A 21,819-nucleotide genomic window follows, 5' to 3' on the forward strand; every position below is an offset into this window, starting at 1 on the left:
TCCCCCCCCCGCGGGGCGCCGTGCCGGGCGCCCCGCGCAGCCCTCGCCCGTCCCGGCGGGCGGGGGCCCCTCTGCCCCCCGGAGCGCCCGATGACCCAATTCGACCTGGAGCTGGTGAAGCTGCGCAAGGTCTACGGCGGCGAGACCGTCGCGGTCGAGGATTTCGACCTTCAGGTCTCGAAGGGCGAGTTCATCTCCTTCGTCGGCCCGTCGGGCTGCGGAAAGACCACGACGCTGCGCATGATCGCGGGGCTGGAGGAGATCACGTCGGGCGACCTCCTGATCCGCGGCCGGAACTTCACCCGCATCCCGGCCGAGAAGCGCCCCACTGCCACGATCTTCCAGAACTACGCCCTGTTCCCCCACCTCACGGTGCGCGAGAACATCGAATTCGGCCTGAAGGTCCGCGGCCTGTCCTCTGGGGACGTCAAACGCCGCACCGACGCGATCATCGACAAGCTGGAGCTAGGCGACGTCGCGGGATCGCGCGAAGGCGCCCTCTCCGGCGGCCAGAAGCAGCGCGTGGCCCTCGCCCGCGGCCTGGCGGTGGAGCCCGAGATCCTGCTGCTGGACGAGCCCCTCGGCGCCCTCGACGCCAACCTGCGCAAATCCATCCAGGAAGAACTGAAGATCCTCCAGCGCGAGGTCGGCATCACTTTCATCTTCGTCACCCATGCCCAGTCCGAGGCCCTCTCGATGGGCGACCGCGTCGTGGTGATGAACGCCGGGAAGGTCGAGCAGATCTCGCCCCCCTTCGAGCTCTACACCCGCCCCCGCTCCCCCTTCGTGGCCCGCTTCATCGGCCGCAACCTGCTGATCCCCGGAGACCTTTCCCAATGCACCGGGGATCGCGCGGTGGTCAGCACCCGTTTCGGCTCCCTCGCCGGCGCCCCCGTCTTCTCCGCCGCGGCCTCCGGCGCGAAAGTCACCGTCGTCGCCCCCTCCGAATACGTCGAGCTCCACGCCCCCGGCGCCCCGCCCCACGACGCCGAGGCCACCGAGGGCCTGACCGGCCGCATCACCGCCCTCGACCCCGTCGGCCACGTGATCTTCGCCACCGTGCAGCTGGACGAGACCCTCTCCGTCCGCCTCGAAACCCACCGTGAGCGCTTCGAGGGCCGCGGCCTCGCCCCCGGCGCCCCCGTCAACCTGCGCTGGCGCCCCGCCCGCGCCTCGGTGGTGCTCGACGCCGCCTGACAACGGGGGCGGCCCGCCCGCCCCCGACCGGACGGCCCCGCCCGTCCCGACCAGATCCGACGGCCCGCACGGCCGTCCCGACAGCCCGGCCGGCCCCGCGCCGACCGACCCCGCAACCGCCCTGGCGACCCCAGGCCCCGCGCGACCCCCCCGTTTCAGGAGGGAGTCGCGCGACGCTGGAGACGTGCCCGATGGACGCCCTCAAGCGCCCCTTCGCCCCTCGTCGGACGCCCCCGCACGCCCCGGCCGGCGCCTCTGCGGGCGGGGGCGGCGACCGCCTCGACCGCATCGCCGACGCCACCGCGGCCGAGATCGGCCGGGCGCTGGCCACCGGCGAGACCTCCTCCCTGGCCCTGACCGAGCGCCTCCTGACCCGGATCGCCGCCGGCGACCCCGCCGCCTTCATCCGCCTGACGCCCGAGCGCGCCCGCGCCGAGGCCACGGCCGCCGACGCCCGCCTCGCCGCCGGCCGCCCGCTGTCGCCGCTCGACGGCGTGCCCATCGCCTGGAAGGACCTGGTGGACATGGCCGGCGAGCGGACCACCGCCGGCTCCGCGCTGCACGCCGACGCCATCCCCGCGATCCGCGATGCGGCGGTGGTCGCGAACGCCGCCCGCGCCGGCATGGTCAGCCTCGGCAAGCTGAACCTGGCGGAGTTCGCCTACTCCGCCCTGGGCCAGAACCCCCACTTCGGAACGCCCGCCAATCCCGCCGTCGGCGCCGGCCCCGCCCGCGCCCCCGGCGGCTCCTCCTCCGCCTCCGGCGCCGCGGTGGCCGCGGGCCTGGTCCCCTGCGCGCTGGGTTCCGACACCGGCGGCTCGATCCGCATCCCGGCGAGCTTCTGCGGCGTGGTCGGCTCCAAATCCTCCGGCGGCCGCCTGCCCATGGGCGGCGTGTTCCCGCTCTCGAAGACCCAGGACACCGTCGGCCCGCTCTGCCGCTCGGTCGAGGACGCCGCCCTCCTCGACGCCATCCTCCGCGGCGCCCCCGCGCCTGCGCCACCCCCGCGCGACGTCGCCAACCTGTCCCTGCTGGTCCCCGAGGGCATCGCCCTGAGCGACCTCGCCGAGGACGTGTCGGAAAACTTCGAGCGCAGCCTCACCGCCCTCTCCCGCGCCGGCGCCTGGATCCGCCGCGAGCCCCTCCCGGCCCTCGAGCGCATCGCCCAGGCCCTCACGACCGGCTCCATCGTGGCGGCGGAGGCCTACGCCCTCCACCGCACGGCCCTCGAGGGCCCCGAGCTCGCCCGCATCGACCCCCGCGTCGCCGCCCGGATGCTGATCGGGCAGGGCATGTCGGCGGCCGACCTCGTCGACCTCCACCGGCTGCGCGACGAGGCCATGGCGGAAGTGGCCGCCGCGCTGGACGGCGCCTTCCTCGCCATGCCCACCACGGCGATCGCCGCCCCGAAACTGAGCGAGTTGAAGGACGAGGCCGCCTTCCGCCGCCTCACCCATCTCGCCAACCGCAACACCGGCTTCGGCAGTTTCCTGGACCTCCCCGGCCTCGCGATCCCCAACGGGCGCGACCGGAGCGGCCTGCCCACCTCCTTCCTCCTCTCGGCCCCCGCCAACGAGGACGCGGCGCTCCTGCGCGCCGGCCTCGGCGTCGAGCCGCTCATCCGCACCACGAAAGGACCAGCTGCATGATACGAGTAGGCGTCGACGTCGGCGGCACCTTCACCGACATCGTCCTCGAGCGCCGCGAGCCCGGGACGGACCCCGAGGTGACCGTCACCAAGGTCCCCTCCACCCCCCACGACCAGTCCGAGGGCGTGGTCGCCGGCGTCCTGCAGGTCTGCCGCCTGGCGGGCGTGGAGCCCGCCGCGATCAACCAGCTCTTCCACGGCACCACGGTCGCCACCAACATGGTCATCGAGCGCGACGGCGCCCATGTCGGCATGCTGACCACCAAGGGTTTTCGGGATATCCTCCACATGGCGCGGCATAAAAGGCCGCACAATTTCTCCCTGCAGTTCGACGTCCCCTGGCAGTCGAAACCGCTGGTCAAACGCCGCGACCGCCTCCCCATCGCCGAGCGCGTGATGCCCCCCACCGGCGACATCGAGGTTCCGCTGGACGAAGATGAGGTGCGCGCCGCCGCCGAGCTCCTCAAGAAGCGCGGCGTCGAGGCCGTCGCCATCGGCTTCCTGTTCTCCTTCCTCAACGACGCCCACGAGAAGCGCGCCCGCGAGATCGTCCAGGAGGTCATGCCCGAGGCCTACATCTGCGCCTCCTCCGACGTGGTGAACGTGATCCGCGAATACGAGCGGTTCTCCTCGACCGCCATGAACGCCTACATCGGCCCGCGCACGGCCCTGTATCTCCGCCGCCTCGAGACCCGCCTGAAAGAAAACGGCATCGAGGCCATCGTGCGCATCATGCAGTCCAACGGCGGCATCTCGACCATCGAGAACTCGGCCGCCCGTCCCATCGGCTTGCTGCTCTCGGGACCTGCCGGCGGCGTCATGGGCGGCCGCTGGACGGGCGAGCACTGCGACGCGGCCAACGTGATCACCATCGACATCGGCGGCACCTCGGCCGACATCTCGGTGATCCAGGACGGCGAGCTGCGCATCAAGAACCCCCGCGACACCACCGTGGCGGACCTGCCGGTGCTCGCGCCCATGATCGACATCGACGCCATCGGCGCCGGCGGCGGCTCGATCGCCTATGTCGACGCCGGCGGCGCCTTCCGCGTCGGCCCCCGCTCGGCCGGCGCCGCCCCGGGCCCCGCCTGCTACGGCCGCGGCGGCACCGAGCCGACCGTCACCGACGCCCAGGTGGCGCTGGGCCGCCTCGACCCCGAGCGCTTCCTCGGCGGCGACCTGAGCATCGACAAGACCCTCGCCGAGGAAGCCATCCGCACCCACATCGCCGAGCCGCTTGGCCTGTCGGTCACCGACGCCGCGCTGGGCATCCTGAAAATCATCAACAACAACATGGCGCTGGCCATCAACGCCAACTCCGTCGCCAAGGGCATCGATCCGCGAGGCTTCTCCCTGATGGGCTTCGGCGGCGCCGGCCCCCTGCACGTCGTGGCGCTGGGCGAGATGATCCAGGCGAAGGACATGATCTCCCCCCTCCAGCCCGGCATCACCGCCGCCACCGGCCTGCTCGTCGGCGACCTGAAGTACGAGTACACCCAGTCGGTGCTGGCCACCCTCGACGACGCCGCCGACGAGACGCTGGCCTCGATCAACGCCATCGCCGACGCCCTGACCGCCGAGGCCACCGCCCAGCTCGACGCCGACGGCATCCCCCCCGAGAAGCGCCGCTTCACCAGGGTCATGGAGTGCCGCTACGTCGGCCAGGGCTTCGAGCTTCGCGCCGCCATGCCCGAGGGCGCCCTGACGCAAGCCAACAAGCAGGCCGTCATCGACGCCTTCTTCGACGTCCATAAAGAGACCTACGGCCACGCCTTCCGCGACCAGACCACGGAGGGCGTCACGCTCCGCGTCATCGCCTCCGCGGAAGTCGACACCCTGCGCCTGAAGGAACTGGAGAAGGGCGGCCGCGCCAACCCGACGGACGCCATCCTCTACACCGCCGACACCGTCTTCGACGACGGGGTCGCCACCCCCACCCCCCGCTACGACCGCGAAAAACTGAAAGCCGACGACACCGTCGACGGCCCCGCGATCATCACCCAGCACAACTCCACGACCATCCTGCCGCCCGGCTACGTCGCCACCGTGCTCGGCTACGGCGACATCCGCATCTCGCGCACCTGACGGAGGACCCCATGACCCAGGATCTCGATCCCATCACCCTGCAGGTCGTCGGCGGCGCCCTGCACTCGATCGCCGACCAGATGGGCAACGTGCTCTACCGCATGAGCTATTCGTCCATCATCCGCGAAAGCCAGGACCTCGGCGCCGGCCTCTTCGACACGGCCTACAACACGCTCTGCGAGTCCGACTCCACGCCGATGCACATCGGCTCCCTCCCCGGCTACCTCCGCGGCATCGCCCAGACGATCCCGCTGGACGCCTGGAAGCCCGGCGACCTTGTGCTGCACAACCACCCCTACAAGGGCTGCTCGCACTCCCCCGACATCGCCGTCGTCATGCCGGTGTTCTTCGAGGGCGAGCTGGTCGGCTTCTCCGCCAACACCGCCCACCACGTCGACATCGGCGCCGCCACGCCGGGCCTGATCATCGACGTCGCCGACATGTGGTCCGAGGGCATGATCCTCGACGCCGAAAAGCTCTACGACGAGGGCGTGCGCAACGAGACCCTGTGGCGCCACATCCGCAACAACACCCGCGTCCCCGGCCTGGTGATGGGCGACCTCGAAGCCCAGATCGCGTCGGCCGAGCTCGGCGTCCGCCGCTTCCAGGAACTGATGGCCCGCTACGGCAAGGCCACGGTCATCCAGGCCACCCAGCAGCTGATGGACTACACCGAGCGCCGGATGCGGGCCGAGATCGCCAAGATCCCCGACGGAGAATACTTCGCCGAAGGCTTCCTCGACGACGACGGCCGCAACTACGGCGAGCACCTGGCGATCAAGGTGAAGGTCATCATCGACGGCGACAGCGCCACCATCGACCTCACCGGCTCCGCCCCCCAGACGCCGACGGCCTTCAACGTCCCCTTCGACGGCTCCACCATGGTGGCGGCCTTCTTCGTGTTCCGGGCCATGCTGCTCGACACCTACACGACGCAGGACGACATCCCGGCCAACGAAGGCTCCTTCCGCCCGATCTCGGTCATCGCCCCCAAGGGCTGCATCTTCAACCCGAACATGCCCGCGGCCGCCGAGGCCCGCTTCTGCCAGATCCAGCGCATGGCCGATCTGGTGATCAAGGCCCTCGCCCCGGTGCTGCCGGACCGCTGCACCGCCGGCAACGCGGCGACGCTGGACTTCGCCGCCTACTCCGGCGTCAAGGACAACGGCGACTACTGGGTGTTCCTGGAGGTCAACGAGGCCGCCATGGGCGGGCGCCCCTTCTCCGACGGCCCCGACACGGTCGAGGAGCTGATGCGCAACACCCGCAACAACCCGCTCGAGGACCTGGGCATGCACCTGCCCCTGATCTGCGACCGCTACGAGGTGCGCGACGACGTCGAGCCCGGCGCCGGCAAGTTCCGCGGCGGGCAGGGCGTGGTCAAATCCCAGCGCTATCTCACCCCCGGCCAGACCACCCACGAGAACGACCGCCACCACGACGTCCCCTGGGGCATCTTCGGCGGCAAGCCCGGCGCCACCGGCAAGCTGGAGCTGCACAACATCCACTCGGGCGAGACCCGCTCGCTGCACGCCAAGCTCTCGGGCATGCCCACCCAGACCGGGGACGTGATCTCCTACTTCTCGCCCTCGGGCGGGGGCTACGGCGATCCGCTGGAACGCGACCCCGCCAAGGTCCTCGACGACGTGCTCGACGGCTTCATCCGACCCGAGAGCGCGCGGCGCGACTACGGCGTGGCGCTGGTCGAGGTCGACGACGGCTACGGCTGGGCGCTGGACCTCGCCGCGACCGAGTCCCTGCGCGCCGACCTGCGCGCCTGACGCGCCCGGCCGTCCCCCGCGATCCGCGCCGGCGAGCCCCCTCGCCGGCGCATTTTCGTATCCGATCCGGGCCGCCATGCACCCCCTGCGGGCGTCGCCGGCCCGCGATTCCGCGTGCGGTGCAACATGGGCGCAGAGCGACCAAGAATCGTTCGCTGCCCGACAAGACTGCACAAGGCGCGTGCGGCCATGCTGATCCCTGCTCGATACAGCCTGTCGATTGGGCATAGCCCCGTGTTCGAACGCCCCTCGAAAAGGAACTGTCCACAGTGGACCTTCTCGCCCGATCGGATGCCCTCCTCGATGCCGCGGCGCCGCAGACGCCGCTGGCGGAGGTCGGCAACCTCTCCGACCGGGTGCGGGCCTACCTGCTCGCCCAGCTCACCGCGGGCGAGCTCGCCCCCGGCGAGCGGATCAACGAGGCCGAGCTCGCCCGGCGTCTGGGCATCTCGCGCAACCCGGTGCGCGAGGCGGTGGCGGGGCTGGTGCGCCAGGGCTTCCTGGTGGCCCGCCCGCGCCGCGGCGCCTTCCTGCGCACCTTCACGCGCAAGGACGCGGACGATATCTTCTCGTTCCGCATCGCGGTCGAGACCTTCGCCCTGCGCCAGGCCCTCGCGCTCGGCGAGCCGGGCTTCGGCCTGCGGATGCGGATGATCGCGGGCGACATGCTCGAGGCCGCCCGCACCGGCGACGTGGGCCGGATGCACGAGCTCGACATCGCCTTCCACCGCACGATCTGCGTGGCCTCCGACAACCGCGCGGCGCTGCGCGCGCACGAGGCGATGGACGCCTCGGTGCGCATGATGATCGCGACCGTGAACCTGCGCGAGGACCCGCTGGAGCTGTCGGCGGGCGAGCATCTCGCCATCGCCGAGGCCATCGACCGGCGCGAGGCCGACCGGGCCGAGGGCCTGCTCGCGGCCCATATCCGGCGCAGCCGAAGCAACGTCGTGCTCGCCCCCGCGGCGGAGCGCGAGCCCGGCGCGCCGCTCTCCCCGACCCCCAGGAGGACGTCATGAAGCTGTCCGCCACCAAGCTCTACGTCGAGCGCTACGTGAAATGCCGCTGCTGCGGCGTGCTGATCTACGACGCCGGCCGCGCCGATGCGGTCGAGCGCGACGGCGCGCTGTTCTGCTCGACCTGGTGCGTCGACTGGCACGACGCCCGCCCGTCCCTGTCCGCCGCCGGCCCCGGCGCGGACCCGGCGCCGGCCGACTGAGGCCCCGCCCCACCCCCGAGCGGACATCGCCCGAGGAGAAACGCCCCCCGCAGGCGGGGGGGACGCCCGGCGGCCCCGGCCGCCGGACCGAAAGCCGTGGGCGCAGGCGGCGCAGACCGCCGCGCCGCGACGCCCTGAAGCGACCCCGGCCGGGAGCGCCGGACGCTGCAACCGACAGGAGAGGTGCAATGAAATCCGCGACCCTGAAATCGTTCCTGGCCGGCGCCTCGGCGCTGGGCCTGCTCGCCGGCGGTCCCGCCGCCGCGCAGGAGGAGATCGTCGTCGGCATGGCCGTCGCCCAGACCGGCTGGATGGAGGCCTATGACGGCGAAGGCGCCAAGATGGCGCAGATGTATTTCGAGCAGCTCAACGCCGAGGGCGGCCTGCTCGGCAAGCAGATCAAGGTGCTGATCGCCGACACCAAGACCGACCGGGTCGAGGGCGCGAAGGTCGGCCAGACCATGGTCCAGGAAGGGGCCGAGCTGATGCTGGTCTCGGCCGACTACGACTACGGCGCGCCCGCCGCGCTGCAGGCCCAGAAGGCGGGGATCGTCTCGTTCTTCCTCGGCGCCTCGGACCCCAAGGCGGGCGTGCTCGGCGTCGGGCCGTTCTCCTTCACCTCCGCCAACGCCGCCCAGCTCGAGGGCGCGACGATGGCCGACTGGGGCTATCAGGAGAAGGGCTTCCGCAAGGGCTATTCCCTCGTCGACGAGTCGATCGAATACAACAAGTCGATCTGCGCCGGCTACGACTGGATCATGGGCCTCAAGGACGACGCCGAGATCGTGGGCACCGACGTGTTCAAGGGCCTCGACCCGGTGATCTCGACCCAGATCACCCGCATGTCGGACGCCATCGCCTCGGGCGGGGTGGACCACATCATGCTGTGCTCCACGAACCCCGGCGCGGCCTCGGCGCTGCGCCAGATCCGCGCCGCGGGCATCGACCTGCCGGTCTTCGGCGGCACCTCGATGGACGGGACCTACTGGACCGAGGCCGTCCCCGGCCTGAAGGACTTCTACGTCCCGTCGCTGGCCCTGACCAAGGACGACCCCCGCGCCTCGGTCAACGAGGTCACCGAGGCCTACGCCGCCAAGTACGGCGCCGGCCCCGCCTCGCAGTACGCCTACCTGATCTACGGCATGCTCGACATGTGGGTCGCCGCGGTGAAGGAGGCCGAGACCACCGACGCCGCCGCCGTGGTCGAGGTGATGAACGGCTACGACAGCTTCGAGACCACGGTCGGCCTGCGCAAGCTGACGCCCGAGCTGCACATCCAGACCGAGATCCCGATGCTGGTCACCTCCTACGAGGGCGGCGAGCAGACCCTGGTCACCGAGTGGAGCGTCGGCATGCCGATCCCCCAGGAGGTGCTCTACCGCCTGGCGAAGTGAGGGCGCGCGCCCGGCCGGTCCCTCCGGCCGTCCGGGCGCCGTCGCCCCCCGCCCCTGACCGGCCCGGCGCCACCTTGGCCGGGCAGGGGCGAGCGGCGGCGGGCGCGGCCCCTCCCTCCGCGTCCGCCGTTCCCGAATTCCGCCCCGGAGCCTGCGCGCCGCTCGCGCCCGCTCCGGACGCCTTCCGCCCCGGCGCGCGCCCCTTCGCGGTGCGCCGCGCGCCCCCGGACCGTCGCCCCGGACCGCCCCGGCCGCCCTTCCGGCCTTCGCGGACCGCGCGCGCGCCCCGCAGGAGACGCCCCATGCAGGCTCCCCCCGCCCGCCACGCGCCGCCCCTCGACCGCCCCGGCGCCTCCGACGACGCCGAGCTGGGCGTCGAGAACCTGACCGTCCGTTTCCAGGGCCTCGCCGCCATCGACGACGTGTCGCTGAAGATGCAGCGCCACGAGATCTTCGGCCTGATCGGCCCCAACGGCGCCGGCAAGACCACGCTGGTCAACTGCCTGACCGGCTTCCAGAAGCCGACGGAGGGCCGGGTGATGATGGCCGGCCGCGACATCACCGGCTGGGCCCCCACGGAATTCCGCCGCCACGGCATCGCCCGCACCTTCCAGGCGGGGCGCCTGTTCCCCGAGATGTCGGTGCTGGAGAACGCCGAGGTCACCGGCGTCGGCCTCGGCCAGTCCCGCCGCACGGCGCAGGCCGAGGCGAAGGAACTGCTCGACTGGATCGGCCTCGGCGACAAGCTCGACGTGCCGGCCTCCGCGCTCGCCTACACCGACCAGCGCCGCCTCGGCATCGCCCGCGCGATGATGCTGTCGCCCGCCTTCGTGCTGCTCGACGAGCCCGCGGCGGGCATGTCGGATTCCGAGTGCGAAGACCTGATGGAGATCGTCCAGGCCATTCCAAAAGCCTTCATCTGCGGCGTCCTGCTGATCGAGCACAACATGCGCGTCGTGATGGGCATCTGCGACCGCATCCACGTCCTCGACGGCGGCAAGACGCTCGCCGAGGACGTCCCCGAGGCGATCCAGCGCCACGAGGCGGTGATGGCCGCCTATCTTGGAATGGAGGCCTGAGATGGCGCTTCTCGACGTCTCCGACATCCATGTCCGCTACGGCGACATGGTGGCGCTGCGCGGCCTCTCGCTGAAGGTCGAGGAGGGCGAGGTGGTCTGCATCATCGGCCCCAACGGCGCCGGCAAGTCCACCACGCTCGCCGCCATCGCCGGCGGCGTGCGCCCCTACCGGGGCGAGATCCGCTACGACGGCCAGCCGATCCTCGGCACGCCCCCCGACAAGATCGCCACGATGGGCGTCAGCCTGGTCCCCGAGGGCCGCCACATCTTCGGCTCCCTGACGGTGGCCGAGAACCTGATCATCGGCGCCTACATGCGCAAGGACAAGGCCGAGGTCGCCCGCGACCGCGAGCGCATCCTCGCCCTCCTCCCGCGTCTCGCCGAGCGCATCGACTTCCCCGCCGGCCGCCTCTCCGGCGGCGAGCAGCAGATGCTGGCCGTCGCCCGCGCCGTGATGACCCGTCCCAAGCTGCTGCTGGTGGACGAGCCCTCCCTCGGCCTCGCCCCCAAGATCGTCGACCAGATCTACGAGATCCTGCTGGAACTCCGCAAAACCGAGGGCCTGACCCTCGTCATCAACGAGCAGTCCTCGAACCGCGTCCTGAAGTTCGCCGACCGGGTGAACGTGCTCCGCCAGGGTGAGATCCGCCTGGCCGGCACGGCGGCCGAGCTCGCCGACGGCGCCGCCATCCGCCAGGCCTACTTCGGCTTCGAACACGGGGCCCAGCCGGCCCCGGCCATGCAGACCCCCACCCAGGCTTCAACCGGAGGCGCGGCATGATCGGCTTCATCCAGAACCTCATCGACGCCCTGTCGCTGGGCGGGCTCTACGCGCTGACGGCGCTGGGCATCGGGCTTCTGTTCGGCATCCTTCGGCTGATCAACCTGGCGCATGGCGACCTGATCTCGGTCGCGGCCTATGCGCTGATCGTGCCGTCGGTGGACGTCACCGCGCGGATGTTCATCGGCGACTTCAACATCCTGTTCCTGCTGCCCTCGATCGCGCTGATCGTGATCCTGCTGGCGCTGGCGACCGACCTGATGGCCTTCCGGCCGCTGCGCAAGGCGACCACGCCGACGCTGATGATCGCCTCCTTCGCGGTCAGCTACATCATCCAGAACGGCATCCTGATGATCTACGGCTCGCGCCCGAAGGCCATCAACCTCTGGGGCGCCGCCAACCAGCAGATCCAGGTCGGAGACCTCCGCGTCCCCCTCCTCCAGGTGATCACCGTCGTCGTCACCATCGCCCTGATGGTCGGCCTGTCGCTGTTCCTCTCCAAGACCCGCTACGGCGTCCAGATGCGCGCCGCCGCCGAGGATTTCCGCATGGCCCAGTACCTCGGCGTCAAAGGCAACTTCGTCATCGGCATCGCCTTCGCCATCTCCGGCATCCTCGCAGCCGCGGTCGGGCTTCTCTACGTCACCCAGTCCGGCTCCCTGAGCCACACCATGGGCGTGCCCCTCGCCCTCTTCGCCTTCGTGGCGGTGGTGGTGGGCGGCATGGGCTCGCTGCCCGGCGCGGTGGTCGGCGGCTTCGCCATCGGCTTCGTCGTCACCATGCTCCAGGCCTACCTGCCGCCTGACCTGCGCGTCTTCCGCGACGCCTTCGCCTTCGCGATCGTCATCCTCGTCCTGCTGTTCCGCCCGCAGGGCCTGATCCCCGCCCGCAACGTCATCGAGCGCGTGTGAGAGGAGACACAGACCCCATGGACCGCATCCTCTCCAACATCCGCACCCTGCAGACCCCCGTCCTGCTGATCGTGCTGCTGGCGATCGTCTCCGGCCTCGCCTCCCTCACCGGCTCCGACGCCATGGCCACCACCATCGCCGAGATGATGATCCGCGTGGTCGTGGTGGTCGGCCTCTACGTCTTCATCGGCAACTCGGGCATCATCAGCTTCGGCCACATCTCCTTCATGTGCATCGGCGCCTACGCCGCCGCCTGGATGACCGCCGCGCCGACCTTCAAGCAGATCATGCTCGGCGGCCTGCCCGCCTGGCTGCAGACCGAGCAGTACCCGTTCCTCGTCGCCATGGCCTTCGCCGCGGTCCTGCCCGCCATCGTGGGCCTGGCGCTGGGCGGAGCGATCACCCGTCTCGGCGGCATCGCCTGCTCGATCGCGACCTTCGCGTTCCTGATGATCACCAACTCGGTCTACGCCAACTGGGACTCGGTCACCGCGGGCGTCAGCTCGATCATCGGCATCCCGACGCTGGTCGGCCCCTGGGTCGCCTGGGTGTTCGCGGGCGTGGCGATCCTGGCGGCGTGGTTCTACCAGATCTCCCGCCACGGCCTGATGCTGCGCGCCACCCGCGACGACCCGGTCGCGGCCCAGGCCTCGGGCATCAACCTGGTCAAGGCGCGGCTGGGGGCCTTCGTGCTGTCGGCGGCGCTGGTGGGCCTCGGCGGCGGCCTCTACGCCCAGTTCCTCGGCATCCTGACGGTGGACCCGTTCTACCTCGGCCTGACCTTCATCACGCTCGCGATGCTGGTGGTCGGCGGCATGTCCTCCCTCACCGGCGCGGTGATCGGGGTGATCGGCGTCACCATCATCGTCGAGCTCCTGCGCATGTTCGAGCGTGGTTCGATGGGCCCCATCACCCTCCCCCCCGGCAGCCAGGAGCTGGGTCTCGGCATCCTGATGGCCCTGATCCTGGTCCTGCGCCCCACCGGCCTCTCGGGCGGACGCGAGCTGAAGCTCTTCGGCCGCAGCCGCCCCGCCGCGCCCGCCGCCCCCGAGGCCGCCCAGGCCGCCCCCGCCGAATGACCGAGGACCCGAAGATGCCCGACTTCTCCGCCGGCGCCGCCTATATCGACGGCCGCTACATGCCGATCGCCGAGGCCTCGGTCCCCGTCACCCACTGGGGCTACCGCCGCTCCGACGTCACCTACGACGTGGTCGGCGTGTGGGAGGGGAACTTCTTCCGCCTCGACGACCACCTGACGCGCTTCCGCGCCTCCCGCGCCGAACTGCACATGGCGCCGAAGGAGACCGACGACGACCTCCGCGCCATCCTGCACCGCGTGGTCGCCCTCTCCGGCCTGCAATCCGCCTACGTGTCGATGGAGTGCCTGCGCTCCGTCCCCCTCCCCGGCAAGCCCCGCCACCCGGCCTACGTCCCCGCCTACACCATCGTCCTGGCGATCCCCTGGGTCTGGGTGGCCCCGCCGGAGATGATCGAGCGCGGCATGCACCTGATGGTCTCGAAAACCCCCCGCATCCCCCCTCAATGCGTGGAGCCGCGGGCGAAGAACTTCCACTGGGGCGACCTCACCCGCGCCCAGTTCGAGGCGCTGGAGGTCGAGGCCGACTTCGCCATCCTCCCCGACCTCGCCGGCAACATCACGGAAGGTCCGGGCTTCAACGTCTTCTCCGTCACCGACGGCGTCGTCTCGACCCCGATCCGCGGCGGCCTCGACGGCATCACCCGCCTCTCGGTCATGGAGCTCTGCGAGGAGCAGGGCCTGAAGCTGGAGGTCCGCGAGATCCCGGCCGACGAAATCCGCAACGCCGACGAGATCTTCACCTGCACCACCGCCGGCGGGATCATGCCCGCCAGCCGCATCGACGGTCGGATCCTGTCGAACGACCGCCCCGGCCCGATCTCCCGCCTGTTCCTCGACCGCTTCTGGGCGAAGCGCGCCGAGGGCTGGCACGCCACCCCCGTCGACTACTCGGCCGCCGCCGAGCCCACCCCCGCCTGACCCCCCCCGCAGGAGACCCCCTCATGTCCTATCGTCTCGGCGTCGACATCGGCGGCACGTTCACGGACTTCGTCGTCTACGACGAGGCCTCCGGCGAGCTGCACGCCTGGAAGAACCTCTCCACCCCCGCGGACCCGTCCGAGGGCGTGATGACCGGCCTGCGCAGCTTCGGCAAACAGTCCGAGATCTCCGGCATCCGCCTCGGCACCACGGTCGCGACCAACGCGCTTCTGGAAGGCAAGGGCGCCCGCGTCGCCTACGTCACCACCGCCGGCTTCCGCGATATCCCCTTCATCATGCGCGGCGACCGCAAGCACCACTACGACCTCGGCTGGATCAAGCCGAAACCCTTCCTCAAGCGCCGCGACGCCTACGAGGTGTCCGAGCGCGTCGGCCCCTCCGGAGAAATCCTGAGCCCGCTGAACGAGGACGAAGTCCGCGCCGTCGCGAAGAAAATCGCCGCCGAGCCCGAGATCGGCGCCGTCGCGGTGATGACCATGCACTCCTACCTCACCCCGGACCACGAACAGCGCATCAAGCAGATCTTCGCCGAGGAGGCCCCCGACCTCCCCGTCTCGATCTCCTATGAAGTCCTGCCCAAGTGGAAGGAGCACTTCCGCTCCTCCACCACCATCTGCGACGCCTTCATCAAGCCGGTGGTCAAGGACCGCATCGGCTCGATGAAGTCCCGCCTGGAGGCCGAGGGCGTCGACGCCCGGCTGGTCGTCATGCGCTCCAACGGCGGCGAGATGGAGGCCCGCAAGGTCGCAGACAGCCCCATCCAGATCGCCATGTCCGGCCCCACCGGCGGCGTCATCGCGGCCAAGCGCATCGCCCAGCTTCTGGGCATGGACAACCTCGTGACCTTCGACATGGGCGGCACGTCGACCGATGTGTCCACTGTGGTCAACGGCAAGGAGCGCTTCACCACCGACTTCGAGATCGAGTGGGGCCGCCCCATCCAGGTCCCGATGATCGACATCCGCACCATCGGCGCCGGCGGCGGCTCGATCGCCCGCATCGACGCCGGCGGCATGCTGGTCGTGGGCCCTGAATCGGCGGGCGCCACCCCCGGCCCCGCCTGCTACGGCCAGGGCGGAACACTCCCCACCGTCACCGACGCCAACCTGGTCCTCGGCCGCATCTCCGCGACCAACTTCCTCGGCGGCGCCATGGAGCTCGACGAGCCCGCCGCCCGCGCCGCCATCCAGCCCATCGCCGAGACCCTTGGCGTCTCCCTCGAAGACGCCGCCCTCTCGATCATCCGCATCGCCAACAACAACATGGTCGGCGCCCTGCACACGGTGCTGACCGAGCAGGGCCTCGACCCCCGCGACTTCACCCTGGTGGCCTTCGGCGGGGCAGGGCCCCTGCACATCTCCGACCTGATGGACGACGCCTCGATCCCCCGCGGCCTCTCGCCCAACTTCCCCGGCCAGTTCTCCGCCTTCGGCTTCACGATGGCCGACGCCCGGGTCGACCGTTACCGGACCGTGCAGCTCAACTCCCGCGCCTTCGACGCCCCCCGGGCCCGCGAAGCCCTCAAGACCCTGATCGCCGAGTGCCAGGCCGAGCTCGCCGCCCAGGGCCACGAAAGCCCCTCGATCTCCTGCGCCATCGACATGCGCTACCTCGGCCAGAACTACGAGCTGGAGCTCCCGATCCGCGCCCGAGACTTCACCGAAGAGGACGTCGCCCGGATCTACGCCGAGTTCCACGACCTGCACGAGGCCCGCTTCGGCTTCCGCCTCGACGACCACATGGAGATCGTGAACTTCATGGTCACCGGCGTCGCCTCCACCGGCGAGCTGACCCTGCCCAAGATCGCGGCCTCCTCCGAGGCCCCCGTCCCCGCCTCCACCCGCCCCGTCTACTTCCGCGCGGGCTGGGCGGACGCGGCGGTCTACTGGCGCTCGGAACTCAAGGCCGGCCAGACCCTCGACGGCCCCGCGCTGGTGGAAGAAGCCGCCTCCGTCACCGTCGTCGACCCGGGCAAGAGCCTCGAGGTCGACGCCTACGGCAACCTCATCGTCACCGCCAAGGAGTAAGCCCCATGGACATGGTTTCCCTCAACATCGTGGGCGGCATCCTGGTCTCGATCTGCCGGGACATGGGGGTGACGCTGATGCGCACCTCCTACTCCACGATCTTCTCCGAGAGCCTCGACTTCACCTGCGGCCTGGCCCTGCCCACCGGCGAACTCGTCGCCACCGGCGACTTCTGCCCCTCGATGATCGGCGGCATGCCGCTCCTGCTCCGCTCCTGCGTCCAGGAGATCGACATCGAGGACCTCGAGCCCGGCGACGTCATCGTCCACAACGACCCCTACCGCGGCGGCCTCCACACCCCCGAGCACACCTTCTTCAAGCCCGTCTTCGTCGACGGCCAGCTGATCGGCTTCTCCGTCGCCATCGGCCACGTGGCGGAAGTGGGCGGCATGGCCCCCGCCGGCTTCCCCGGCGAGGCCACGGAAATCTTCCACGAAGGCCTCCGCGTCCCCCCCGTGAAGATCAAGCGCGCCGGCAAGGACAACGAGGACGTCTGGCGCCTGATGCTCGCCAACGTCCGCACGCCCCGCTTCAACTACGGCGACTACCGCGCCATGATCGCCGCCGTCGACCTCGGCGAGCGCCGCATGGCCGACCTCGCGAAAAAGCACGGCGTCGACGGCTTCCGCGAGCATGTCTCCGCCCTGATGGACTACTCCGAGCGCCGGATGCGCGCCGAGATCGCCGAGATCCCCGACGGCGCCTACACCTTCCACGACTACATGGAAGACGACGGGATCGAGGACAAAGCCTACAAGATCAACGTCACCGTCCACGTCCAGGGCGACGGGCTGATCGTGGACTACTACGGCTCCGACCCGCAGGCGAAGGGCCCGGTGAACGCCACGCTCGGGGTGGCCTGGGGCGCCGCCTACAACGCCATCCTCCAGCTCACCGACGCCTCGATTCCCAAGAATTCCGGCTGCTTCCGCCCGATCAAGGTCATCGCGCCCCCCTCGACGGTGGTGAACGTGGACTATCCCGGCCCCTGCGTGGGCGGCAACACCGAGACCCATTGCCGCGTCGCCAATACGGTGATGGGCGCCCTCGCCCCCGCCCTCAAATCCCGCTCGGCGGCGACCGACGGCGCCTCCCACTCCAACTTCCTGTTCGGCGGAACCGACCCCGAGACGGGCGAGTTCTTCTGCTGCTACGACCTCACCCCCGTCGGCTGGGGCGGCCGCGCCTTCGCCGACGGCAACGACGCGGTCGGCGGGATCAACGGCAACTGCCCCCACATTCCCGTCGAGGTCTTCGAGTATCGCTTCCCCTTCCACGTCGAGGAATTCAAGCTCGTCGAAGGCTCCGGCGGCGCCGGCAAGCATCGGGGCGGACACTCGATTTCCAAGACCCTGACCGCCCGGGCGGACATGACCTACTCCTACATGTCCGACCGCCAGAAGATCTCTCCCTGGGGCATCCACGGCGGCAAGGAGGGCGGGCGCGCCGAACTCCTGATGGTCACCAAAGCCTCCGAGGGCGAGTGGAAGACCGTCTCGCAGCTCTACGGCAAACCCTCGCCCTCCAAGTTCGCCAACGTCCCGATCGCCAGGGGAGACCGCATCCGCATCTCCTCCCCCGGCGGCGGCGGCTGGGGCGATCCGGCCGAGCGGGATCGCCAGGCGGTGATCGACGACGTGCTCGACGGCTGGATCACCGCTCAGGATGCCGAACGGATTTACGGCGTGCGTCTCGACGCGCCCCTGTCCGAACCTGCATGATCGCGCCATCGGGTCGGGCCCCTGCGCCCGCCCCCCTTCGCCGCGCCCGATGCGCGGCCACCTGACTGATGGAAGACCCCCTAATGGACGCCTTGCCCAACTCCACCGCCGCGCGCGACGTCGCCTACCTGCTGCACCCCTACACCAACGCCCGCGCGCACGAGCGCGACGGACCGATCGTGATCGCGAAGGGCGAGGGCATCCACCTGTGGGACGATGCCGGCAACAAGTACATCGAGGCGATGTCCGGCCTGTGGTCCGTGGGCCTCGGCTTCTCCGAGAAGCGCCTGGTGGAGGCCGCCTACAAGCAGCTCCAGATCCTGCCCTACTCGCACACCTTCACCCACAAGGCGCATGAGCCCTCGGTCGAGCTGGCCGAGATGCTGGTGAAGATGACCCCCGACGGCCTCGACCGGGTGCACTTCACCAACTCCGGCTCCGAGGCGAACGACACCGTCGTGAAGATGGTCTGGTTCTACAACAACGCCATCGGCCGGCCGGAGAAGAAGAAGTTCATCTCCCGCCTCAACGGCTACCACGGCATCACCATCGCCTCGGGCTCGCTGACCGGCCTGCCGGCGAACCACCGCGGCTTCGACCTGCCCCTGCCGCAGATGAAGCACGTCACCACCCCCCACCACTACCGCTTCGCCGAGGAAGGCGAGACCGAGGAGGAATTCTCCACCCGCCTCGCCGAGGAGCTGGAAGCCAAGATCCTGGAGGAAGGCCCCGAGACCGTCGCCGCCTTCATCGGCGAGCCGGTGATCGGCGCCGGCGGCGTGCTGGTCCCCCCTGCGGGCTACTGGCCCAAGGTCCAGGCCGTCTGCCGCAAGTACGACGTGCTCGTGGTCGCCGATGAGGTCATCAACGGCTTCGGCCGCACCGGCAAGATGTTCGCCTGCGAGACCTACGACATCCAGCCCGACGTGCTGGTGCTGTCGAAGCAGATCACTTCCTCCTACCAGCCGCTGGCGGCGATCGTGTTCTCGGACAAGATCTACCAGGGCATCGCCGACGGCTCCGAGGCGCTGGGCACCTTCGGCCACGGCTTCACCACCTCGGGCCACCCCGTCGCGACCGCCGTGGGCGTCGAGAACATCAAGATCATCCAGGAGCGGGATCTGGTCTCCAACGCCGCGAAGGTCGGCGACGTGATGCGCGGCGAGCTGGCCAAATACGCCGATCACCCGCTGGTCGGCGAGGTCCGCGGCGTCGGCCTGATCGCCGCCTGCGAGCTGGTGGCCGACAAGGCGACCAAGGCGAAGTTCGACCCGGTCGGCAAGGTCGGCATGTCGGTCTTCAAGGCCGGCCACGAGCACGGCGTGATCCTGCGCGCCACCGGCGACAGCGTCTGCTTCTGCCCGCCGCTGATCACCACCGAGGAGCAGGCCGTCGACATCGTCGCCCGCTTCGGCAAGGCGCTCGAGGACGTCCGCAAGGCCCTCGGCAGGTAAGCCTCCGCGCCCGGGCATCCTCCCGGGCGCCCCGCTCCCGCGGACGGGCCGCCCTCCCGGCCCCTCCGCTCCCCACGCCGGCCCCTGGCCGGCCTTCGCCCCGCCGGCCCCGCCCGGCGCGCGCCAGCCGGGACGCCCCCGGCGCCGAACGACCCGCCGGACCCTCCCGGCCCCGACCGACCCGCCGGACCTTTGTCCGGCCGCTGACGCCCTCCCGGCGCCCGCGTTCAAAGAATCCCCGGACGGGCCGTCCTCCCCGGCCCCCCGGACCTCTCCGGACCTGACCGACCGCGCGCCCTCGCCGGCGCGTCCCCTGTCGCCTGCCGCGACCGGACGGTCCCCGCATGTCCGGACGACCCGCCCTCCCGATGGGGCCGGACCGCCGGCCCTGCGTGCTCCCTCCCTGCGACCGGACCCCCCATGACCTACCAGGCCTGCATCGACATCGGCGGCACCTTCACCGACTGCCTGATCTCCGACGGCGGCGGCGAGATCTCGATCTTCAAGTCGCCGACCACGCCCGGCGCGTTCGAGAAAGGATTTCTCAACGTTCTCAAGGTCGCGGCCGAGGGCTACGGCGAATCATTCGGCGATTTCATCAACCGAGTTGATTTAATCGTCCACGGTTCGACCGTCTCGACCAACGCCCTGGTCGAGCGCAAGACGGTCAAGGTCGGCCTCCTCCTGACGGAAGGTCATGAGGACATCCTGGTCCTGCGCGAGGGGCCCCGCAAAGGCGCCTTCCAGTACCGCCTCGACTACCCCGAGCCCTACGTCCCCCGCCGCCTCACCCGCTCCGTCGCCGGCCGCATCGACGCCCGCGGGCGCGAGCTGGTCCCCCTGTCGCTCGACGACGCCCGCGAGGCCGGCCGCGCGTTCCGCGCGATGGGCGTCGAGGCCGTCGCCGTCGGCCTCCTGTGGTCCGTCGTGAACCCCGCCCACGAACTGGCCGTGAAGGCGGCGCTGGAGGAGGAGCTCCCCGGAATCCCCATCACCTTGTCCCATGAAATCAACCCGATGCCGCGCGAATACAAGCGCACCATCGCCGCCGCCATCGACGCCTCCATCGCCCCGATCGTGCGCGCCTACGTGGAAAAGCTGAACGCTGCCCTCCTCTCCGAGGGTTTTTCAGGCGACCTGCTGCTGGCGAACTGCGTCGGCGGCATGATGCCGGTGCCCGAGATGATGGCGAAGCCGATCTACTCGGTGATGTCCGGCCCGACGCTGGCCCCGATGGCCGCGCTGGCCCTGCGCGAGGAGGCCGACATCATCGTCGGCGACATGGGCGGCACGACCTTCGACGTCTCGGCGCTGCGCGACCACAAGATCATCGTCACCCCCGACGGCATGATCCACGACGACAGTCTTGGCATTCCCAAGGTGGACGTCCGCTCGGTCGGCGCCGGCGGCGGCTCGATCGCCTGGGTGGACGAGGGCGGGCTGCTGCGCGTCGGCCCCCACTCCGCCGGCGCCCGGCCGGGCCCGGCCTGCTACGACGCGGGCGGGGCCGAGCCGACCGTGACCGACGCCAACGTGGTGCTCGGCATCGTCGATCCGGACTATTTCCTTGGCGGAAAGATGAAGCTTCGCAAGGATCTGGCCGAGAAAGCCATCGCCAAGGTCGCCGATCGCCTGGGCGTGACGATCCCCGAGGCCGCCTACGCGATCTACACCACCTCGAACCACAACATGGTCGCCGCCATCGAGGAGATCACCGTGCGCGAGGGCATCAACCCCCGCGACTCCGTCTTCGTCTGCGGCGGCGGCGCCACGGCCATCCACATGGCCGAAATGGCCGACATCCTGGAGCTGAAGCGCTACGTCGTCCCCCGCTTCATGGCCGGCCTCTCGGCCTTCGGCGGCCTGATCTCGGACATCCGGCGCGAGGACGCCGCCGTCTGCCTGACCTCCGACGCCGCCTTCGACGTGGACGCCGTCAACGCCACGCTCGCGAAACTCATGACGCAGGGCGCCGGCTTCCTCGAAGCCGCTGGAATCGCTGAGGAAGACCGCGTCTACGAGTTCGTCTTCATGGGCCGCTACGAGTTCCAGAGCTTTGAAATCGAGACCCCCTTCGAGGCCCCGAACGGGACCCTGACGGCCGCCGACCTCCCCGCCCTGGTCGAGGCCTTTCACAAGATGCACGAGCGCATCTACTCGATCCGCTCCGACACCGACGTGGTCGAGTTCACCGCCTGGAAGCTCCGCGCCATCGGCCTGCGCCGCGGCCGCGACCAGTGGAAGGAGGCGACCCTTCCGCAGCAACAGGGCGCCCCCGCCCCCAAGACCCGCCGCCCGGTCTACGACCACGCCGCCGGCGGGCCCCGCGAGCTGCCGGTCTACGACCTCGCAACCCTCGGGGCCGACGCGGAAATCTCCGGTCCCGCCCTGGTCGAGGCCGCCACCTTCACCGCCTACCTCAAGTCCGGCCACGACGGCCGCGTGGACGCCCACGGCAACCTCGTCGTCGCCGTCGCCTGACCC

16 protein-coding genes are annotated in these 21,819 nt (G+C 70.5%); all 16 read left to right on the forward strand.

Annotated elements, in window-relative coordinates; genetic code table 11:
- Window positions 1–90 precede the first annotated feature (90 nt).
- The 16 genes from BM064_RS28305 to BM064_RS03260 all read left to right on the forward strand — a co-directional run bounded on the left by BM064_RS28305 (window position 91) and on the right by BM064_RS03260 (window position 21,816).
- Window positions 91–1,197, forward strand: coding sequence for an ABC transporter ATP-binding protein (locus BM064_RS28305; protein WP_092857819.1), 1,107 nt, complete (start codon window positions 91–93; stop codon window positions 1,195–1,197).
- A gap of 191 nt (window positions 1,198–1,388) precedes the next feature.
- Entirely contained in the window at window positions 1,389–2,846 is a 1,458-nt protein-coding gene (locus tag BM064_RS03195) for an amidase family protein (protein ID WP_092857821.1), read from the forward strand.
- Entirely contained in the window at window positions 2,843–4,930 is a 2,088-nt protein-coding gene (locus BM064_RS03200) for a hydantoinase/oxoprolinase family protein (protein ID WP_092857823.1), read from the forward strand. Before BM064_RS03195 ends, BM064_RS03200 begins: the two co-directional genes overlap by 4 nt.
- 11 nt (window positions 4,931–4,941) lie before the next feature.
- Complete coding sequence (locus tag BM064_RS03205) at window positions 4,942–6,711, forward strand: hydantoinase B/oxoprolinase family protein (RefSeq protein WP_092857825.1); 1,770 nt, start codon at window positions 4,942–4,944, stop codon at window positions 6,709–6,711.
- Between the two features lie 269 nt (window positions 6,712–6,980).
- Window positions 6,981–7,730 carry a GntR family transcriptional regulator gene (locus BM064_RS03210; RefSeq protein WP_092857827.1) on the forward strand — a complete coding sequence of 250 codons (750 nt, stop codon included), beginning with the start codon at window positions 6,981–6,983 and terminating at the stop codon, window positions 7,728–7,730.
- Window positions 7,727–7,930, forward strand: coding sequence for a hypothetical protein (locus tag BM064_RS26750; RefSeq protein WP_143103249.1), 204 nt, complete (start codon window positions 7,727–7,729; stop codon window positions 7,928–7,930). Before BM064_RS03210 ends, BM064_RS26750 begins: the two co-directional genes overlap by 4 nt.
- A gap of 188 nt (window positions 7,931–8,118) precedes the next feature.
- Window positions 8,119–9,324, forward strand: a complete 1,206-nt coding sequence (locus BM064_RS03215) for an ABC transporter substrate-binding protein (protein ID WP_143103250.1) — start codon at window positions 8,119–8,121, stop codon at window positions 9,322–9,324.
- 302 nt (window positions 9,325–9,626) lie between these two features.
- Window positions 9,627–10,403, forward strand: a complete 777-nt coding sequence (locus tag BM064_RS03220) for an ABC transporter ATP-binding protein (protein WP_092857831.1) — start codon at window positions 9,627–9,629, stop codon at window positions 10,401–10,403.
- Between the two features lies 1 nt (window position 10,404).
- Window positions 10,405–11,184 carry an ABC transporter ATP-binding protein gene (locus tag BM064_RS03225; RefSeq protein ID WP_092857833.1) on the forward strand — a complete coding sequence of 260 codons (780 nt, stop codon included), beginning with the start codon at window positions 10,405–10,407 and terminating at the stop codon, window positions 11,182–11,184.
- Window positions 11,181–12,095 carry a branched-chain amino acid ABC transporter permease gene (locus BM064_RS03230; RefSeq protein WP_092857835.1) on the forward strand — a complete coding sequence of 305 codons (915 nt, stop codon included), beginning with the start codon at window positions 11,181–11,183 and terminating at the stop codon, window positions 12,093–12,095. Before BM064_RS03225 ends, BM064_RS03230 begins: the two co-directional genes overlap by 4 nt.
- Window positions 12,096–12,112: 17 nt before the next feature.
- Window positions 12,113–13,174 carry a branched-chain amino acid ABC transporter permease gene (locus BM064_RS03235; RefSeq protein WP_092857837.1) on the forward strand — a complete coding sequence of 354 codons (1,062 nt, stop codon included), beginning with the start codon at window positions 12,113–12,115 and terminating at the stop codon, window positions 13,172–13,174.
- A 14-nt stretch (window positions 13,175–13,188) separates the two neighbouring features.
- Window positions 13,189–14,112 (forward strand): aminotransferase class IV, encoded by a 924-nt coding sequence (locus BM064_RS03240; protein WP_218160943.1) that lies wholly within the window; start codon window positions 13,189–13,191, stop codon window positions 14,110–14,112.
- A 23-nt stretch (window positions 14,113–14,135) separates the two neighbouring features.
- On the forward strand, window positions 14,136–16,160 hold the full coding sequence (locus tag BM064_RS03245) for a hydantoinase/oxoprolinase family protein (RefSeq protein ID WP_092857841.1): 2,025 nt from the start codon (window positions 14,136–14,138) through the stop codon (window positions 16,158–16,160).
- A 5-nt stretch (window positions 16,161–16,165) separates the two neighbouring features.
- A complete protein-coding gene (locus BM064_RS03250) occupies window positions 16,166–17,881 on the forward strand; it encodes a hydantoinase B/oxoprolinase family protein (protein ID WP_092857843.1) in 1,716 nt (571 codons plus the stop codon).
- A gap of 83 nt (window positions 17,882–17,964) precedes the next feature.
- Entirely contained in the window at window positions 17,965–19,335 is a 1,371-nt protein-coding gene (locus tag BM064_RS03255) for an aspartate aminotransferase family protein (protein WP_092857845.1), read from the forward strand.
- A gap of 420 nt (window positions 19,336–19,755) precedes the next feature.
- Entirely contained in the window at window positions 19,756–21,816 is a 2,061-nt protein-coding gene (locus BM064_RS03260; protein ID WP_092857847.1) for a hydantoinase/oxoprolinase family protein, read from the forward strand.
- Window positions 21,817–21,819 lie beyond the last annotated feature (3 nt).

Origin of the sequence: Albimonas pacifica (genome assembly GCF_900113695.1) — a bacterium.
In the GTDB taxonomy this organism is placed as follows: Bacteria; Pseudomonadota; Alphaproteobacteria; order Rhodobacterales; family Rhodobacteraceae; genus Albimonas; species Albimonas pacifica.

Bases quoted from the DNA above. Each gene is read 5' to 3' on its own strand.
- BM064_RS03235 (WP_092857837.1), top strand. From the start codon at position 12,113: ATGGACCGCATCCTCTCCAACATCCGCACCCTGCAGACCCCCGTCCTG.
- BM064_RS28305 (WP_092857819.1), top strand. From the start codon at position 91: ATGACCCAATTCGACCTGGAGCTGGTGAAGCTGCGCAAGGTCTACGGC.
- BM064_RS03230 (WP_092857835.1), top strand. From the start codon at position 11,181: ATGATCGGCTTCATCCAGAACCTCATCGACGCCCTGTCGCTGGGCGGG.
- BM064_RS03215 (WP_143103250.1), top strand. From the start codon at position 8,119: ATGAAATCCGCGACCCTGAAATCGTTCCTGGCCGGCGCCTCGGCGCTG.
- BM064_RS03195 (WP_092857821.1), top strand. From the start codon at position 1,389: ATGGACGCCCTCAAGCGCCCCTTCGCCCCTCGTCGGACGCCCCCGCAC.
- BM064_RS03220 (WP_092857831.1), top strand. From the start codon at position 9,627: ATGCAGGCTCCCCCCGCCCGCCACGCGCCGCCCCTCGACCGCCCCGGC.
- BM064_RS26750 (WP_143103249.1), top strand. From the start codon at position 7,727: ATGAAGCTGTCCGCCACCAAGCTCTACGTCGAGCGCTACGTGAAATGC.
- BM064_RS03200 (WP_092857823.1), top strand. From the start codon at position 2,843: ATGATACGAGTAGGCGTCGACGTCGGCGGCACCTTCACCGACATCGTC.
- BM064_RS03245 (WP_092857841.1), top strand. From the start codon at position 14,136: ATGTCCTATCGTCTCGGCGTCGACATCGGCGGCACGTTCACGGACTTC.
- BM064_RS03260 (WP_092857847.1), top strand. From the start codon at position 19,756: ATGACCTACCAGGCCTGCATCGACATCGGCGGCACCTTCACCGACTGC.
- BM064_RS03240 (WP_218160943.1), top strand. From the start codon at position 13,189: ATGCCCGACTTCTCCGCCGGCGCCGCCTATATCGACGGCCGCTACATG.
- BM064_RS03205 (WP_092857825.1), top strand. From the start codon at position 4,942: ATGACCCAGGATCTCGATCCCATCACCCTGCAGGTCGTCGGCGGCGCC.
- BM064_RS03250 (WP_092857843.1), top strand. From the start codon at position 16,166: ATGGACATGGTTTCCCTCAACATCGTGGGCGGCATCCTGGTCTCGATC.
- BM064_RS03255 (WP_092857845.1), top strand. From the start codon at position 17,965: ATGGACGCCTTGCCCAACTCCACCGCCGCGCGCGACGTCGCCTACCTG.
- BM064_RS03225 (WP_092857833.1), top strand. From the start codon at position 10,405: ATGGCGCTTCTCGACGTCTCCGACATCCATGTCCGCTACGGCGACATG.